The organism is Mycolicibacterium wolinskyi str. Jessa 2025, from assembly GCF_049241375.1.
GTDB classification, from domain to species: Bacteria; Actinomycetota; Actinomycetes; order Mycobacteriales; family Mycobacteriaceae; genus Mycobacterium; species Mycobacterium wolinskyi.
Window position 1 is genome coordinate 1,490,575 of record NZ_CP185960.1, and the last position, 17,223, is coordinate 1,507,797.

The following is a 17,223-nucleotide window of genomic DNA, read 5'->3' on the forward strand; positions in this document are numbered from 1 at the left end:
TCGGGAGATATGCCTCTAGCTGCGGATACGGTGTTGGCTGCGTTGGCCGGAGCTGAGTCTAAACGAAAGCACTGCGGTAACTACTGCGGTATGAGGGGTAGAAGTTCGTGATCCTGAGCATGTCCTCCGTCAGCTGGCACAGAGAAAAAGCAGTTACGAACGAGCCGAGTAAAAATTGCAGCGCTGACGTTATCGAACGTCGGGTGCGACACCCTGTGAGCAGATTCGCCGCGTTCGGGCAGGCGGCGGACGTTGGGCGGGACGCGTTCGATTATGCGAGCGAACGCAACAGTGAAGAGATCAAGCGGCGCGATGCTCCGTTGAGCACGGCGGTCGCCCCGCGTGGTTCTAACGGCTGCAACGATGGTGGTGGCGACCTGCTCGGCGGCATCGGAATGCTGCGCCGGCCGTAGGATTTTCGCTGAGTGCCGTCTGCCTCGCGTATTCAATTTCAGCATTCTTGCTGTCGTATCTGTGGACGCCGGTAATTGTTGTGTGTCTCTTCGAGGTCGCCGTAGGCGGTTGCTGCCGAGGGTAATACGATGACGCTGATTGACACGTATTTCAGCGCCTTGCGAGCTACTGCCGTTGTTCATCTGTCGGTGCTGCGGTTATTCGACAGTGTGCGAACTGACCACCGCGGGTCTTGGGCAAGAGTGATTCGCGCGATGGAGTCGGCACGGTTCGGTGACGAACTCAGGGCCCGGGCGAGAGCTTTTCTGACTCGGACATCGGGGTCGCGGCTCAATGCAATACCAACCTCGTCCGGCAACGTTGTCGATTCGACCCACAACATGGCCGCGAGACTTTTCAGGGTCCAACTTCCCTGAGCAAGCAGGCCGACACTTCCGTCAAGCTGAGACTGGACGAGCTGCAAGGTTTTCGTGACTCTGTAGTCTTCGTCCGTTCCGACACCAACGAGACGGAGAGCTGCATCTCGTACCCGCTGTTTCTCCTCGACTGTGTCTGCGAGCCTGCCTGCTAGATACACCGCCGCCGGTCTGCAGTCACTGCCGTCATTGACCCTCATTGCGCTCAAAGGACTGCTCATGGACGCTTGAAAAGCGTCGGCCTTCGAATGAGGCATGTCCGAAGCGAACGACAGCGCCTTCGTGAAGTATGTGCGGCGGGTATCCTCGGGAATTCCGTTAACGAGATTGCTGGCGGCGCGGAGGTAATCGTCGCGATTCGTGGCCGGTTCCCACGAGGACTCTGCCTTCTTAAAAAGCATCTCGATGCAGCTGATGCGTTCTGGCTCAGAAAGGGACGCGGCAAGCAGCGAGTCGTTGACTGCCCCAGTTCCGACGCCAAAACCATTTGGACCGCTCTTCGCAGGTTGACACAATCGTTGTGCAGCAGCTTGCGCAGCATCGGTCGTCGTGTCGGCGGGGTCTTGCCACGCGAGGAAAGCTGCAGCGTCGAGGTGGGTACCTTCCGCCATCTCATGGAGTCGATCGCGGACTTGGTCGAAGTTGGCCGCTAACGCTCTGCGAGCCGAATCGCCAAACGCGTGAGAGGCCCTCCCGTAGAGACCGATTAGTTGCTCAACGGCGGCGCCACGGAGCTCGCCGGTGTGTGTCTGAGCTATGCCGGCCGCGATGAGAACGTGGCTTTCGTCAGTGGGACGGTAGTGGTGCTTCTCGCACTCGACAAACCCAGATAGCAGCTTGAGGACGGTTTCCGCGTCACAGGCGGTAAGACGTTCAGACACGGCGGCCAGAAGGCCGTAGGCAGATCGGCGCATCTGAGGACTGAAGACGGGAGAGTCGAGCCGTGCACCCGAAGCGACGTCATCAATTGTCGATAGCGCCTGCGCTACGACGGAATTGAGATCGTTGTCAGGGATGAGATCGGCTTGCTGAGTTGTGAATTCGAGTGCGGATGCGCACACCCACGATAGTGGACTCTTGATGAGCTCAGTAACATCGTGGTAGGTGTCGCCAAAAGCTTTGGCAACGTCCCGAGATTCCTTATAGTTGCCGGCGCCGATGGTGTAGAAGGCAGCGAGGGGCAACTCACCGCACGCGAGGTAATGAGCTCCGAGTAGCCCGCGAGCGTCTCTTTCGTCAAAGAAGGACGCTGACCGTATTCCCTCAAGTAGATGCCGTCTTAGATTGATGGCGGCGATACGCGGGCTATTGAAATGCAAAGCTGCTAGCCCAAGTTCGCGAACGCTCTCAGCCCCAGCCACGATACGGGCTTTGGATGGCATGTTCAGCAGCGCCTGAGCGAGAGGGTGCCACTTGTCGTCGGCCAACACACCGAAGCGGTTCGCAACGAACCGCTGACTCAAGAGCCAGTCGGCAGCGTCCGTGTAGCGCTCCGACAGACATGCCTCATTGACTGCTGCGCGCCAGTCCCGGTCGGCTTCAATTGGCACGGCCTGCAGTAGCTTGTGGCGCGCATGTCGCGCGAGCACCAATGCCTTGAGGTTTCTCGCTATTCCAGAACTTGACGCGTGGAGCAGGTCGCCCCATTCTCCCGTCGCATCCGCAGATGCCAGTCTCAAACGAAGCGCGATTTCCGGGAGGGTATGCGCGATCTCGTCCGCGGCCGTCGTGATCACTTGGCGGTTATTCACGATCCAGGCCAGGTTGTCGTCGCCTAGCGCGCTCTCTGCTGCGAACAAGACGGTCCGTGCACGGTCTTCCGCATCGACCAGTGATATTGCCTCGGAGGGGATTTCGATTGGTAACGGCACAGGAGTTTGCAGGTGATCTGAGACGAATTCGGCGATCTCGACCGCAGCACCCAGGCGCGCAGTTAGGGGTTCTTCTGAGCCTTTCGGGAAATCGGGAAAACCCGCCAGATTCCTTAACGCCCCGAGCACCCGATCGGCGCGCATTGAGCTTCCAGAGATGTCGGCTTCCCATAGCGATTGCAGCATCAGCCGGACGGCGGTGTCTTCCTCCCCGGTACTGACGCACAGGGCCGCGACCCGATGGTCGAATTCTGCAGCGTGAATCGGGAAACCAGCAGCCACTAAACGTCTTTGAACCTCGCGGAAAAGCTCGAGCGCCGCACGTGGGTCGTCGGCAGCGAGCTGATTCGCTCTGTCGAGCAGGCCCTGGGCTTCAGTGCTGGCGAGAGGCCCGAGTGATACGGCATCTGCAGTGTCAAGGGGGCTCGGCCCAACTGCCTCTGCAATGGAGGAGCTGGGGGCCGGCACATGGAAATTCATATGCACCGTGCGTGCTTCGACATTCAGAGTGCCGAGAGATCCCACTTGGCCGATCGCGACGGAGTGGTCGTTGGCCGCCACTCCTTGCTGCTGCGCTTCTGATCCTTCCGATGGGGAGGTCACAAACGTCAGCGGTTCTTGGGATCGTCGCCCGTGGGTCGCTGCCCTCCAAGCGTGATGTCGCCGATTTTGTCCACGCGGTTTGCAGCGAAGGATCCGTTGTCGGCTGAAATATTCTGTCCTTTGTCACCGGCTGACTGCTGCGTTATCGCGCTACCGCCTGACACCGGGCCCTCCACCTTGTTGCTAGGGTCATCGCGGCCAGCGTCGTTTTCAGGCGCGCGCTGCACCAACACCGCACAACCGATTGCGCCAATGAGAGCGACGACGAGGAGTAACCACCACCACCAGGCCGGCGTCGAAGTGACCTTGTTGATGGCGAACGCCTCCGCGGCTCCGAACCCAACGACAGCAATCGCCGGCGCAGGTCGACGGCGGATCTTCGTTGTGACTGACATGGAGCTCGCCTTTCGTCGCGCGCACGCGTTCTGCTGCTTACGTCACAAACAGGCTAGCGTGTGACCCGTTGGCCGAAATGTACTGGTTGACGCGCTAGTGTTGGCAAACGCCCAAAGGAGGGGTGGGCAACATTCGCATCAAACGGAGCATCTGTGACGTTCAATTGCGGATCGCAACGCTCTCGCAAGTGTGAAGGGCGTGCTGATCGGTACGCGGCCGGTATCTGTCGTTGCGCGGGCGGGGACCCTCAGCGGTAGGCGGCCGCGTTGTCGACCTTCAGCCACCGTTCGGCGCGGGCAACGCTGAGGAGCGAAGGCATCGTCGTGTGATCAAGAGCCTCGGTCTTGCCTGGCCGCTCCGCCGGTGGTGCTGCCACTCGGAGCCGATTGAGTTCGGCCAATTCGGCGTCGGTCGTGTCGCCGGTGACGGGGCGGTTTGTCAGCCAGCCGAAGCGAGCGATCTGTTCAGCCGCGCGGAGGACCGTACGTCGTCGCCCCGCCGAGAGCTGTCCGAGAACGAGCGTTAATTCCGGCAGGAGTTCGGAGACGACGGCTCCTGATGCGACGGACCATAGGGCCAGTGCCCATTCCGCTTGGCCTAGGTCGCCGTCGTCGATGACCTCCAGCTGTTCCCGCCACCAGCCGGGATTGCGTGAGTGCGTGGTGGTCTGAGCAAGGAGCTCGGTCGGGTGGCTCATCGTTCCAAAGGCCGTAGCGTCAGCGCACTTCCTGTACGCGAGTCCGAACGGAGAGGCCGCGCCGATGATGGCGATCTCCGTAGCGATCCAACAACGACCGGCTTGCTCGTACACCGCTTTGGCGGTGTCTGCCCACGGAAATGTGCTCGCCTTATAACCGGACCTAAACGTGCGTTTCCTTCCGACTTGCTCCCACGGTGAGCGGGCCCTTCTGAGCTGGTTGATCGCCTCAGATCTGCGACGTTTCGCCCTCTCGTCGCCGGAGATGAAGCCTGTCGTGGAGCTGGTCAGGAACTCTCCGGGCGCCAGGGCGACCGCGACCTGCGCAGGCATCGAGCGCGTCGACGTGACGCAGGGACATTGCCCATCCAGCACCGCGGTGAGCAGAGCTGCCTCCAACGAACTTCCACGCTCCGGGGTTAGCCCGGTACTGAGGGAAGAGTTCGGCGGCGCCGTTGGACAGATCCAAGTTCTCGAATTTCGAGGTGATGCCGGCTCCAGCTTCACAGCAGGCACCGACAGCGAGCCACGCGTTCTGCTGGGTCGTGCCAATCGCTGCAGTGAGCTGCTGGTACCACCACGCCGTAAAGTCGCTGCATTGGTTAAGCAGTTCCCGCAGGACTCGCACACGCTGTGGGTTCTCGACATCGCTCGGATTCCTGCTGATTAGGGCCGTCAGCCGTGCCCAGGTCGGGTCGACACCGTCGTCGGCGGGTAGGTCGGGAAGTTCAGGGAGTGCAACGATGTCCCGGCGGTCGAGCGCGGATAGCAAGATCGCGCTTCCGGTGTCCGAACAAAGCGCGGTCAGCACCTTTCGAGCTTCACGCGGACGACGCAGGAAGACGCCATCGGTGAGCAGCGCCCACGCGGCGAGGTACGACGGGGCATTTGAGGTTTTCCCCAGTTCCTGCTCGATCCCGGCGGTCAACGAGTAAACGTCGCTGCCCTTAGCGTTTCCTCCGTAGAACCTTGCGGTGTTGAGCCAGTACGGGCGTCTCAGAAGTTCCCGAAGCACCGTTGTGCTGTCGAAATCAGCGTTGTCCTCGCCTGAAGTGCGGTAGAGGAACCGCGCAGCAAAGTACTCCCGCAGCGACAACACCTCGAACTCGTAGGTGCCATCCACCTTGCTCGTCAGAGCCCACAAACGGTCGCTCGCGCCCTCGAAGAGTTGATCGACAATCGACTCGCGGTTGCCGTAGGTGTGCTGGAAGTGGCGCATCGCCGCTTTCAAATCGCCGATGCTCATGCGCCCGTTGATCTGCGATTCTTCGGTGTGTGCGTGCAAGTACCAGCCGAGGAACGGGATGATCTCGAGGAGCTCTTCCTTGTGGTCGCGGACGGCCTTCGGGTGCTTGTTGGCTTCGCGGGCCAAGAGCAGGTCAACGTACTTGTCGTATAGGTCGGTCCGCTGTGTGGGGGTGGCAGCCCCCTGCTGGTGGAGAAGGTCCAACAGGATTGTGAGCTGCATTGGGTTACCGGCGAGCTCATGAATGTAGGGCTCGCGGCTCTTCTCTTGGAAGCTCCTGCGCAGCGCGCGACCGTCTTTGCTCTTGATCCCTCGGACGGCGCACCATTTGCGTAGGTAATCAGCCCGCTGGTCACCAGTGAGTTGGTTTAAGGTGACGATCCCGAACATGTGTGGCGACGGTTCCGCAAGCTCACCGGCGCTGGGGCGCGTGGTGACGACTACCTTCAGCGGCTCACTGTAAGTCTTCGCCCGGCTGGCGAACGCGTCGATCTCGTTGACCACCCTGCGCCGGATGCTGGCGCTGCCGACTTCGTCGAGACCGTCAAGTACGACGAGGCTGGGTACTCGCTCGAATATGTCCTGCACGGTTGTCGCGGTGGTGGTGATACCGCCGCTGTCATGGGTCAACAGGTCGGCGAGGAAGCATTCGATGGCCGCCTGCTCACCCTTGCGTGGCTTCTTCGTCGCCGGCCTGCGATCGTCGGAGTGGTCCCACACGTCGTTGCCGGCGAGCCAGAGCGCGTAGTCGCTGAGGTCCAGCCTGATCGGGAATCGAGGGTTCTTCAGCTCTGGAAGCGATTCTGGCCGCTCCGATTCCGGGATGAACGCGCTGCGGTGCACTTGGCAGATGTACTGGCTGAGAGTGGATTTTCCTTGACCGGGGGCGCCTCGCACCAATGTGAACGGTATTGGTGAGTGCAGCAGGTGAGCGGCCGCTCCGCCGAGTGGGGTCGGCGCGCTTGATCGCATCCGGGTTTCGGTCGGGGAATGCACCTGATCGGCGGTGACGTCGACGAAGAGGTCCACCACCATTTCGCGGTCGACGTCAGCCTGGCTGAACTTGACACGCTGGTCGTCGTCCCATTGCGCCGCGGCGATTTTGCGGATCAGCTTGCGGTCTGCCTGGTTCTTGGCGGTGCCGACCTGCTCAGCGACCAAGTATCGGATGAGATCCCAGCCTGCGAGCATGTCGGCGTAGGCCCACTTTGTCGAGTCCGGAGCGTTGTCGACCCACGGATTAAGCGCCTCACGCCAGATGCATGTCATTTGGTCAAAACCGACGTTCTTGGCGTGCTCCTTTAGCTTTCGGTTTAGCTGGGAGAACGTGCCGGTTTTTGGCTTGGCCGTACTTGCCACATTGGTCACCAGGACGTAGTTGCGTATGCCGTCCTTCGCTAGCTGGCGCAGGTTGTTTAGCTCCTTCTTCACGACCGCGTCCAGCCAGCTGACGGGGTTCTTCTCCGTGCCGCTGACCGACCACTTGACCTGATAGATCAGTAATGTCTCCGGATCGATGTTGCGGAGACCGTCGACACCGCCGTCGGTCTGCCTCAGCGCCATCGGGCAGTAGTCGGGGAACTGTATTGCCAACAGAGCGCTGACGAGCTGCTGAAAATCGTGATCGCCAAGGCGTTCGTAGAGGTATCGGTGCCGGCTTTCGGGCAATGGCTGACTCCTTCGATCCAACCCCGATCGTGCCGTTATCGCCGTCGGGAGCCGTCTTACGCTCGCTCTATTCAACCCGCTAGCGCCGACTGGATCGGGGAGGTTGCAGGTCGCATGCCTGACTGCATTCGCTGCCGAGGCCAGCTCCAGCCGCGAGCGTCGGCATAGCATCGGCGCATGGTCGACGAAGAAGTGCCTTCGTGGAAACAGATAGTCGTGCGAGCTGCGGTTGCTTCCGGCGCGGAGGTGCTCGGCTGGCAGGCTGGTGTGCCGGGTGTTGGCGCGGGAACCGGCGCCGTGGTTCAGGGGCTGATCGATTCTCGTCAAGGTCGTGCGGAAGAGTTCGTCGATGGTGTTGCCGATCTCGTGGATGCACACCGACTGTTGGAACAGGTCCGGGCAGATCCGGGGCTCCAGAATCTGCTCTGGGATGGCATCCAAGCCGCGATGTCGGCGGCAGACAGCGGTAAGCGCATCTATCTTGCGCGCGTGGTGGCGAATGCCCTAACGGACGACACGAAGATGGATGACGCTCAGTTCATCGTGGCCGCCTTGCGCGAGCTTGAGGGTCCGCACGTTCGCGCACTTGTCAGACTCATAGCCGCCGATGACGAGAACCGAAAAGATCCCGGCAATAACGACGAAACCCTGCAGACCGCACTTAGCAACGAGCCACCGGCGGTGAAGGCGGTTCTGGTAAGAACCGGACTTGTATTGGTGGGTTCACAGCCTGTATCCAGCGGCCTGTACAGCATCCCCCGAGCTGAGAACTACAGCATCACCGGAGTAAATGAATTCGGTCGCAGAATCATTCGTGAGCTGCAAGAGACTGAGACGAACTGATTTTGTCTGCCCAAGATCCGACTCGGGATGTGCATCGGCGCTGGATCCGTACTGAACCGGCCGAACGGGTTTGGGCACTGGTCTATTGGTGCCAGCTTGCGTCTCGTATCTTGCATTTCAGCGGGTAGCTTTAGCACCGCTGATTCCATGTCGCTTGATTCGGCGGCGATTCGAGGAGTCCTTGATCTCGAGATTCGCGTAAGGCAAGGGAAGTTCAGGATCGATCGTGCGTTCCCTCGCAACAGGCCCCAACGCTGACATGAAAGATTCCAACATCTTGCGCTCAGCGACCTTCACGTTGGCGCACTCACCGAAGTGCACCCAGGCGGTACTCAAGTCCTTGATGCACTTGAGGGGCCACCCGGGACTGCCCCCGGTTTAGTTGACTCCTGACCTGTGAGGATTCGTCCTTGCTGGAAGGATCAATCTCGTGCCGACACCGTTTCCCGCCGAGTTCCGAGCCGACGTCATCGCCGTGGCCCGCAAGGGCGAGGCTCCGCTGCGCCAGATCGCGAAAGACTTCGGCATCTCGGAGGCCTGCCTGCACCGCTGGCTCAAGATCGCTGACCGTGAGGATGGCCGCGGCCAGCCCGCCTCAGCGGCCGATGCTGACGACATGGCCGCGCAGCTGCGCGAAGCGCACAAGCGGATCAAGCTCCTCGAGCAGGAGGCTGAGGTGATGCGCCGCGCGGTTGGCTACCTGTCGCGGGATGCCAACCCAAAATGATGTACCCGCTGGTCCTCGACCTTGCCGCGGACGGCGTGCCCGTCACGGTGACCTGCCGGGTCCTGGGATTCTCCACCCAGGCGTTCTACAAGTGGCGCAAAGCACCCCTGTCACAGCGGGATTGGGACGATGCCCACCTGATCAACGCCGCCCGCGCCATCCACGCCGATGACCCCGCATTCGGCTACCGATTCATTGCCGACGAACTGCCAGGCCGCGGGATCACCGCCGGGGAGAACCGCGTCGCACGGCTATGCTCGCAGGAGCGGATCTGGTCGATCTTCGCCAAGAAGCGTGGGCTAAATCGTCGATCCGGCCCGCCGGTGCATGACGACCTGGTGCAGCGTCAGTTCAGCGCCCAGGCTGCCAACCAGGTCTGGCTGGCCGACATTACCGAGCACCGCACCGACGAAGGCAAGCTCTACCTCTGCGCGATCAAAGACGTCTACTCCAACCGGATCGTGGGCTACTCCATCGACTCCCGAATGAAGTCCACGTTGGCCGTGACTGCCCTGGACCATGCCGTGGCGCTTCGATCGCCTGTCGCGACGATCGTCCACTCCGACAGGGGTAGCCAATTTCGATCGCGAAAATTTGTCCATGCACTGTCGCACAACGGGTTACACGGATCGATGGGCCGCGTGGGCGCTTGCGGGGACAACGCCGCCATGGAGTCGTTCTTCGCTCTTCTGCAACGCAACGTTCTCGATCGGCGGCGCTGGTCGACCCGAGCCGAACTTCGCCTGGCCATCGTGACCTGGATTGAGCGGACCTACCACCGACGCCGGCGCCAACGCGCCCTCGGCAGGCTCACCCCGATAGAGTTCGAACTGCTTCACACACCGGTCGCAACCGCGGCCTGAAATTCACACCCTGCGAGTCAACTGAACCCGGGGCAGTCCCCCCTCCGGCGTGCGGCGACCTCGCGGCGAGGCGTGTCCGGTAGAACTGGCTCACGCGATTCCGCAGAGACGTGCTAGCTGTACTGACCACGGACGTTGGTGACGGCGTGGTGAGGTGACAAGACGAAGACCTCCGAGTGAAGTGCGAACTGCCTAGGAACGCACCAACTCACTTCGGAGGTCTTCGTGTCTCACCGTAATGCCCCTTTGTCCGAAACCGGTCGCCTGCGGCTGGCTCGTTGCGTCGTCGATGATGGCTGGTCTTTGCGTCGGGCTGCCGAACGTTTCCAGGTGTCGGTGTCCACGGCCTCGCGGTGGGCGGGCCGCTATCGCGAGCAGGGTGAGTCGGGGATGGCCGACCGCAGCTCACGCCCACACCACAGCCCCAATCGCACACCTACACGCACTGAGCGGCGCATCATTGGCGTGCGCGTCACCCGGCGGTGGGGGCCAGCCCGTATCGGCTATCTGCTCGGGATTCATCCCTCAACGGTGCATCGGGTGCTGAGCCGCTACCGGATCGCCAAGCTGCGCTGGCTCGACCGCGCGACCGGACGCGTCGTTCGCCGAATGGAGTCCGCAGGCTGCGGCGACCTGGTGCACGTCGATGTCAAGAAACTCGGCAAGATCCCCGCCGGCGGCGGCTGGCGCATGGTGGGCCGTACGAAGGGCAACCGCAACGCCAGGGCCGACAAGAGCAGCGGGGTGACCAACAAGTACGGCAACCCGGTCCGCGGTTACCACTTCATCCACACCGCCATCGACGCGCATTCGCGGCTGGCCTACTCCGAATTACTCGCCGACGAGGGCAAGGACACCGCCGCCGGCTTCTGGCGGCGTGCCAACGCGTGGTTCACCGATTGCGGCATCACCGTTCGAAAGGTGTTGACCGACAACGGGAACTGTTATCGATCGCACGTCTTCCGCGATGCCCTCGGCGATATCGAGCATCGTCGCACTCGGCCCTACCGGCCGCAGACCAACGGCAAGGTGGAGCGCTTCCATCGCACTCTGGCCGACGAGTGGGCCTATGCGCGGCTCTACACCAGCGACGCGCAACGCTGCGACGAATACCCGCGCTGGTTGCACACCTATAATCACCACCGCGGCCACACAGCACTCGGCGGTCAAGCACCAGCCAGCCGCGTACCTAACCTCTCAGGTCAGTACAGCTAGCCAGCCCGACGTGAGCAATGATCAGAACCTGTGGATGAGCCTCGGTGAGGGGGCGTGAAAGTGGGCGCACCTTCCCGAGGATGATCTGAATATCCGAAGGTCCGATCATGAGCCGGCGTTGGCGCGCTGGTTCGGGAAGGTACGCCCATGCTCACCGTAGTTCACGATGCCATCGAGGCCAACGAAAGCACTGGCGGTGCTGGTCGGTCGTTGTTGGACGAGATCGTCCGCGACGGCGCCCGTCAGATGCTGGCCGCCGCGTTGAAGGCTGAGGTCGCCGCCTACGTGGCCCAGTTCGCCGATCAGCTCGATGAGAAGGGGCATCGGCTGGTGGTCCGCAACGGCTATCACCAGGCCCGCGAGGTGCTGACGGCAGCCGGGGCAGTTGAGGTGAAAGCACCGCGAGTCAACGACAAACGCGTCGACCCCGACACCGGTGAGCGGAAACGGTTTTCCTCGGCGATCCTGCCGGCCTGGGCACGCAAGTCACCGCAGATGAGCGAAGTGCTGCCGCTGCTGTACCTGCACGGGCTGTCCACCAGCGACTTCACCCCCGCTCTGGAGCAGTTCCTGGGCTCGGGTGCCGGGCTCTCGGCCACCACGATCACCCGGCTGACCAGCCAGTGGCAGGACGAGGCCCGCGCGTTCGCCGCCCGGGACCTGTCGGGCACCGATTACGTCTACCTGTGGGTCGACGGCATCCACCTCAAGGTCCGCCTGGACCAGGAAAAGCTGTGTCTGCTGGTGATGCTCGGCGTGCGCGCGGACGGCCGCAAAGAGCTCGTGGCGATCACCGACGGCTACCGGGAATCGACCGAGTCGTGGGCTGATCTGCTGCGCGACTGTAAACGACGCGGCATGACCGCACCCGTGCTCGCCGTCGGCGATGGCGCACTCGGCTTCTGGAAAGCGGTACGCGAGGTGTTCCCGGCCACCAAAGAACAGCGGTGCTGGTTTCATAAGCAAGCCAATGTGCTTGCCGCCCTGCCGAAATCAGCGCACGCGTCGGCGTTGTCGGCGCTCAAGGAGATCTACAACGCCGAGGATATCGACAAGGCCCAGGTCGCGGTCAAGGCCTTCACGGTCGACTTCGGGGCCAAGTACCCCAAGGCGGTCGCCAAGATCACCGACGATCTGGACACCCTACTGGAGTTCTACCACTATCCCGCCGAGCACTGGATCCACCTACGCACGACAAATCCGATCGAAAGCACCTTTGCCACAGTACGTTTGAGAACCAAGGTCACCAAGGGGCCGGGATCACGTGCGGCTGGTCTGGCCATGGCCTACAAGCTCATCGACGCCGCCGCGGCCCGCTGGCGTGCCGTCAACGCACCACACCTGGTCGCCCTGGTCCGCGCCGGCGCGGTCTTCCACAAGGGCAAACTGCTCGAACGCCCCACCGAAATCACCCCACCGACACCGCCCTCAGACGGCGATCAGCAAGCCGGAACGGAGGTCGCCTGAAACACGCCGATCCACAGGTATTGACAATTCCTCGCCCGACGTAGATCGCAGGTTCGTCTGGTAGCCACATTGACATGAGCCGGTCGGACAGCGCTTCTGGCGAGGGTCGCTGCCCGTCTAGGGTCAACTCCTTGCGGATCTCCAACAGCTGTCTGACCGCGGATAGGTCGATGTCCGCGTCGCCTGAAACCTGCCCGGCGGGGTCGGAGACTCTGGCCACGACGTAAACGCCCGGACACACCGATGGCACGGCTGTCTGCCACGGAACGGCGCCGAGGCGCCGAACACCGGCCGCGGCGAACAGAGCGCCGACCGTCGATGCCATTGCTGCACGGTAGCGCGGACTTCTCTGCATTGGCCTGGTCGTTCAACCGCTTTCCGCAGGTCTTAATGATCGGGGCCTCCGAGATGCAATCCGTGCCCTTCGACGAGCGTCGCCGCGGCAGACGTCGGACGTCAGCGAGCCTCGCCATCCTCGCAGCACCGGGGGCCGATCGGCAGCCGTACCCGTTTTCGTCCGTCGATAAGCGGTCCGCTGTACCGGCGCAGGGGTCGTATTCATTCGGGGTGAATACGCCTTCACGCTGGTCGGCATGTAGCGCCGGGTATTGCTCTGTTCGCTTTTCACCTCTCCTGGACCAGCACGTGAGGTGCGTCCTTAATGCCTCCTGGGTTGGTCTGACCGGGTCGCGGGTTTGTTGCTTTGGTGGGCCACCAGCTGGCTTCGCGTAGGAGTGTGGCGATGGCGGGCACGGTGAGGGTGCGCACGAGGAAGGTGTCGAGCAGCAGCCCGAAGCCGATGATGAGGCCGGCTTGGATCATGATGGCGACTGAGCCGACCATGAGGCCGAACATGCTGGCGGCGAATATGAGGCCAGCGGAGGTGATGACGGCTCCGGTGTTTGCCACGGTGCGCAGGACGCCGACGCGGATGTTGGTTCCGGATTCTTCGCGGAGCCGTGAGACGAGCAGCATGTTGTAGTCGGCGCCGACGGCGACGAGGATGATGAACGCCAGCAGCGGTACGGGCCAGGCGATTTCGTGGCCCAGTCCCCATTGGAAGACTACGACGCCGATGCCGAGTGATGCGAGGTAGTTGAGCACGACGGTGCCTAGTAGGTAGAGCGGTGCTAGGAGTGCGCGCAGTAGTAGGACCAGGATGACGCCGACGATGATGATGGTGGCGATGGCTAGTTGTGCGAAGTCGGCCCAGAGGAGTCGTTGGATATCGGAGTTGACGGCGGGGAAGCCGGCTACGGACACGGTGGCGTCGGCGAGTGACGTGTTGGGTCGTGCGGTGTTGGCGGTGTCGGTGATGCGGCTGGCGAGGTCCATGGCTTCAACGCTGTATGGGTCGTGGCTGCTTTCGATCATGAACCGCGCTGTTTTGCCGTCCGGTGAGAGGAATTGTTCGGCGACGTCGGTGAATTGCCGGTTCTCGAATGCGTTGGCGGGCAGGTAGAAACCGCTCGAGGAGTCGGAGTCGGCCGCTGCGCGCGAGGAGTTCTGTAGTTGGGTGGCGATCTGGCTCATGCCGGACAGCATTTCGATGTTGCTGTCGGCGAGGGTGCGGACGCCGGTGGCGAGTGCTTGGGCGCCGGAGGCCAGCTGTCCGATTCCGTCCTGCAATCGGCGGAGATTTGTGGTCAGGTCGGCGGGGTCACCCAGGGCTCCGAATGCCTTGTCCAGTGAGGCGACTGCGTTCTGGACGTTGGCGAGGGTGCCACCAACGGTGGCATTGGTGGCGGGATCGTAGCGGTCCCCGAGGTCGGCGATTTGGTTGAAGAATCCGTTGTCGCGCAGAGTGACCAGGATCTGGACCTGGTTGCGGATTTGGGCGCATTGTGGGGTGGTGGCGCACCAGGGTGAGGTGTTGAGGGCGCCGACGAGTGGGTCGAGTTGAGTGATTGCGTTTTGGGCTTGGTTGGCCAGCGGTCGTAGTCCTGGGCCGGATTGGATGGCTTGGTCGACGGCGGGGGCAGTGGCGGAAAGTTGTTGCAGCAGCGGCCGGAATTGGTTGACCTGAGTTCCTGCGGATTGGGCTTGGGTGAGGATTCCGGCTAGTGGTGTGAAGGCGGTGCGCACGGTGCTGTCGAGTTGGGCGAGGCCGTCGGCGAGCTGGTCGGCGCCGTCGGTGAGTTTGGTGAGGTCGTCCTTGCGGGAGTTGCCCTCGGCGACGGCGCCGGCCATTTTGTCGCCGATCTGGCCGTTCTGCCAGGCCAGTTCTGCTTGGTCGAGGCGCTCTCCGGTGGGGCGGGTGACTCCGGAAACCTTGGTGACGCCGGGGATCTGGGAGACGCGGGAGGCCATCTCGTCAAGATCGGCCAGTCCTTTGCCGGTCCGCATGTCGGTCGGATTTTCCACGACGAGGAATTCGCTGATGACGACGTCTTTGCGGAAGTGGCGGTCCAGCAGGTGGTAGCCCAGGTTGCTGGCCGTGGTGTCTGGTTGGCCCTTGCGGTCGTCGTAGCTGATTTTGATGGTTGCTGCCGCTGCCGACAGGGCGAGCAAGATGACCAGGCTGACGATGAGTAGTGGCACGGGACGGCGGACCACGGCGACGGCGACGCTGTTCCAGTAGCGGCGGGTGCGATCGGGTTTGGGTTCACCGATGCCGCGTTTGGCGGCTAGCGACAGCACCGGTGGCAGCAGGGTTACGGTGGCCAGAAATCCGAACAGTACGGCGATGGCACACGCGGGGCCAAGGGCGGCGAAGACGCTGAGCCGCGCGAAGACCATGGCCAGGAACGCGAGTGCGACGGTGGCGGCGGAGGCGAGGATGACGCGCCCGATGCTGGCGGTGGCGTGGATGACGGCCTGATCGGCGGGTACTTGGGCGCGGCGCTGTTCGTGGTATCGGCTGATCAGAAATACGGTGTAGTCGGTTCCCGCGCCGAGCAGGATCGCAGTCATGAAGGCGACGGTGAACTGGGAGACGGGCATGCCCATCTCGCCGAGGGCGGACAGCACGCCGCGCCCGACTGCCAGGCTCAACCCGATTACTAGCAGCGGTAACAGCGCGGTGAACACCGACCGGTAGACGATCAGCAGGATCAGGGCGATCACGCCCGCGGTAGCGATTGAGATCAGCAGCAGGTCGTGCTCGGCGGATGCGATCATGTCGCTGAAGGTTGCCGGTGGTCCCGTCACTTGCACAGTCGTGGTCGAGCCGGTGAAGACCTCGGCGGCGATGTTGCGCACCGCGTTTACCGATTCGGCGGCCGTGGGGTCTCCGAGGGTGCCGGTGACACCTACGGGCAGGTACCAAGCTTTGCGGTCGGCGCTGACTGCCTGGGCTTCGGTAATCGGATCGGACAGTAGGTCCTGCACCAGCAGGACGTGGTTGCCTTCGCCCTGCAACCGGCGCACGAGTTCGCCGTAGCGCTGCCGTGCAGTCGGAGTCAAGCCATTGGGGTCTTCCATGGCGACGAACACCATGGTTTTTGAGCCTTCTTCGCCGAAAGCGGCGCTCATGCGGTCAACCGTCTGCAAGGACGGCGCATCGCGAGGGATGAGGTCCACCGACTGTTGGCGCACCACGGTTTCTAGCTGGGGGAACAGCAACGCGAGGACGACCGCGGCGCCTAGCCATACCCCGATGACCAGCGCTTTGTGTCGGAGGGTGAATCGGGCTAGCGCTGCCAACCGTTCGCTGTACTCGCGGGTTTCGGCCGGGTTGGGGGATCCGTTGTCCCGCTGGCCACGGCGCGTGGCCTGGCCTGGGGAATCTGCAGTGCCGTCGGTCACTGGGCCTCCACTAGTAGCGAATCGTAGCGATACTATCGGTATCGCTACGCTACCGCATGTAGTGCAAGTGGTGGCGGGGCCGTCGTCGCCAGGCCGCGCAAAGCGCGCGGCTGGCGAAGGGGCCGGCGACCGCTATCGAGTCGGGACCGGGCCGACGGTCGCAGTGGGCAGAGGAATGATCGAACACTCAGTGGGTTTCTGGAAGCCAGGGCTGACGCTGTAAGTCGACGACACTGGCCTTGGATGCCGTTCAGGGTCTTGCTGTTGCTGTTCTCGGACGTTGGTCGTCGGGCGCACGCACGGCCACATCGCGTAGCGGGGCCGCTAGCTCTAGGTTTGCGCTTCGGTTGTGGCCGACTGGCCCGTGTTCTGCAGCAGCACGTAATTGCCTAGGCTGCCCAGGAAACCTGCGCAGTGCTGAACGAGTTCATCTGTGGTGAATTCCAGTTCTCCGTCGAGTCGGCGGCGCAAGACTTCGAATAGCCCTCCCACGCCCAAGGTCGAAGCCAAATGGGCAACCCCCACGGCAGAGTCGGCGATGTCGAGGTGAAGTCTGGCTTCGCGCAAGACAAGGTCGGTGAAACCTGCCATTAGTTCGCTGCGTAGCTCTCGGAGCAGCGGCTCGGTTGCAGATTCCACGAACAGGATCCGACCCAGCCGCGGGTCGTTGTCGATCATGCCGACCAGCCTGCGGATTGGCGCGTACGCCAATACCTCCGGTGGCTCGCCGGCATCGGGGATCGCGTCGACTATCACCTCCTGGAAGGTGGCATAGAGCTGCTGGTAGACAGCCCGCAGGAGTGCGTCTCGGTCGGAGAAGTGCTGGTAGAAGTACCGTGACGTGACACCCGATTCAGCGCAGACGGCAGTCACAGTGGCGGCGGCAACGCCGCGCGTGCCGATCAACTCCGTTGCGGCCTCGATGAGACGGGTGCGCCGGTTCCGGTGACGCTCCTCGGCGGACATTCCGCTATACACCCGCGCCGAAACCACGTGGATAGCTTGCCATCTAATTCTGACAAGGCTTAGAGTCAGATTGACAGCGCGTCC

11 protein-coding genes are annotated in these 17,223 nt (G+C 62.5%); 5 read left to right on the forward strand and 6 right to left on the reverse strand.

The window, feature by feature from the left end; genetic code table 11:
• The first annotated feature begins 215 nt into the window (after positions 1-215).
• On the forward strand, positions 216-413 hold the full coding sequence (locus ACOI2T_RS07495; protein WP_085172324.1) for a hypothetical protein: 198 nt from the start codon (positions 216-218) through the stop codon (positions 411-413).
• A 179-nt stretch (positions 414-592) separates the two neighbouring features.
• Here ACOI2T_RS07495 and ACOI2T_RS07500 read toward each other — a convergent pair whose 3' ends face one another.
• The 4 genes from ACOI2T_RS07500 to ACOI2T_RS07515 form a co-directional block, all read right to left on the reverse strand.
• Positions 593-3,262, reverse strand: coding sequence for a hypothetical protein (locus tag ACOI2T_RS07500; protein ID WP_024449593.1), 2,670 nt, complete (start codon positions 3,260-3,262; stop codon positions 593-595).
• A gap of 47 nt (positions 3,263-3,309) precedes the next feature.
• A complete protein-coding gene (locus tag ACOI2T_RS07505) occupies positions 3,310-3,699 on the reverse strand; it encodes a hypothetical protein (RefSeq protein ID WP_024449594.1) in 390 nt (129 codons plus the stop codon).
• Positions 3,700-3,947: 248 nt separating this feature from the next.
• A complete protein-coding gene (locus tag ACOI2T_RS07510; protein WP_421876181.1) occupies positions 3,948-4,511 on the reverse strand; it encodes a hypothetical protein in 564 nt (187 codons plus the stop codon).
• Between the two features lie 115 nt (positions 4,512-4,626).
• A complete protein-coding gene (locus ACOI2T_RS07515; protein ID WP_421876183.1) occupies positions 4,627-7,311 on the reverse strand; it encodes an NACHT domain-containing protein in 2,685 nt (894 codons plus the stop codon).
• Between the two features lie 177 nt (positions 7,312-7,488).
• On the opposite strand from ACOI2T_RS07515, the gene ACOI2T_RS07520 reads away from it, so the two are divergent.
• From ACOI2T_RS07520 to ACOI2T_RS07535, 4 genes are all read left to right on the forward strand, one after another.
• Positions 7,489-8,154, forward strand: a complete 666-nt coding sequence (locus tag ACOI2T_RS07520) for a hypothetical protein (RefSeq protein WP_024449596.1) — start codon at positions 7,489-7,491, stop codon at positions 8,152-8,154.
• 430 nt (positions 8,155-8,584) lie between these two features.
• Positions 8,585-9,744, forward strand: a protein-coding gene (locus ACOI2T_RS07525) for an IS3 family transposase (protein WP_099961884.1) whose coding sequence is annotated in 2 segments (ribosomal slippage) — positions 8,585-8,876 and positions 8,876-9,744 — 1,161 coding nt in all. Because the reading frame shifts where the segments join, the coding sequence is not laid out codon by codon here.
• A 225-nt stretch (positions 9,745-9,969) separates the two neighbouring features.
• The gene (locus ACOI2T_RS07530; protein WP_099961896.1) at positions 9,970-10,959 is read left to right on the forward strand and encodes an IS481 family transposase; all 990 of its coding nucleotides are present in this window, start codon (positions 9,970-9,972) and stop codon (positions 10,957-10,959) included.
• A gap of 147 nt (positions 10,960-11,106) precedes the next feature.
• Positions 11,107-12,426: an IS256 family transposase gene (locus ACOI2T_RS07535; protein ID WP_064961518.1), complete on the forward strand. Its 1,320-nt coding sequence runs from the start codon at positions 11,107-11,109 to the stop codon at positions 12,424-12,426.
• A 624-nt stretch (positions 12,427-13,050) separates the two neighbouring features.
• On the opposite strand, the gene ACOI2T_RS07540 is transcribed toward ACOI2T_RS07535, so the two are convergent.
• Together ACOI2T_RS07540 and ACOI2T_RS07545 are read right to left on the reverse strand one after the other, a co-directional pair.
• A complete protein-coding gene (locus ACOI2T_RS07540) occupies positions 13,051-16,173 on the reverse strand; it encodes an MMPL/RND family transporter (RefSeq protein WP_011856887.1) in 3,123 nt (1,040 codons plus the stop codon).
• 330 nt (positions 16,174-16,503) lie between these two features.
• A complete protein-coding gene (locus tag ACOI2T_RS07545) occupies positions 16,504-17,139 on the reverse strand; it encodes a TetR/AcrR family transcriptional regulator (protein WP_011856886.1) in 636 nt (211 codons plus the stop codon).
• Positions 17,140-17,223: the final 84 nt, after the last annotated feature.

Coding starts and splice junctions, on each gene's coding strand:
- ACOI2T_RS07535 (WP_064961518.1), top strand. CDS start 11,107: ATGCTCACCGTAGTTCACGATGCCATCGAGGCCAACGAAAGCACTGGC.
- ACOI2T_RS07545 (WP_011856886.1), bottom strand. CDS start 17,139: ATGTCCGCCGAGGAGCGTCACCGGAACCGGCGCACCCGTCTCATCGAG.
- ACOI2T_RS07520 (WP_024449596.1), top strand. CDS start 7,489: ATGGTCGACGAAGAAGTGCCTTCGTGGAAACAGATAGTCGTGCGAGCT.
- ACOI2T_RS07505 (WP_024449594.1), bottom strand. CDS start 3,699: ATGTCAGTCACAACGAAGATCCGCCGTCGACCTGCGCCGGCGATTGCT.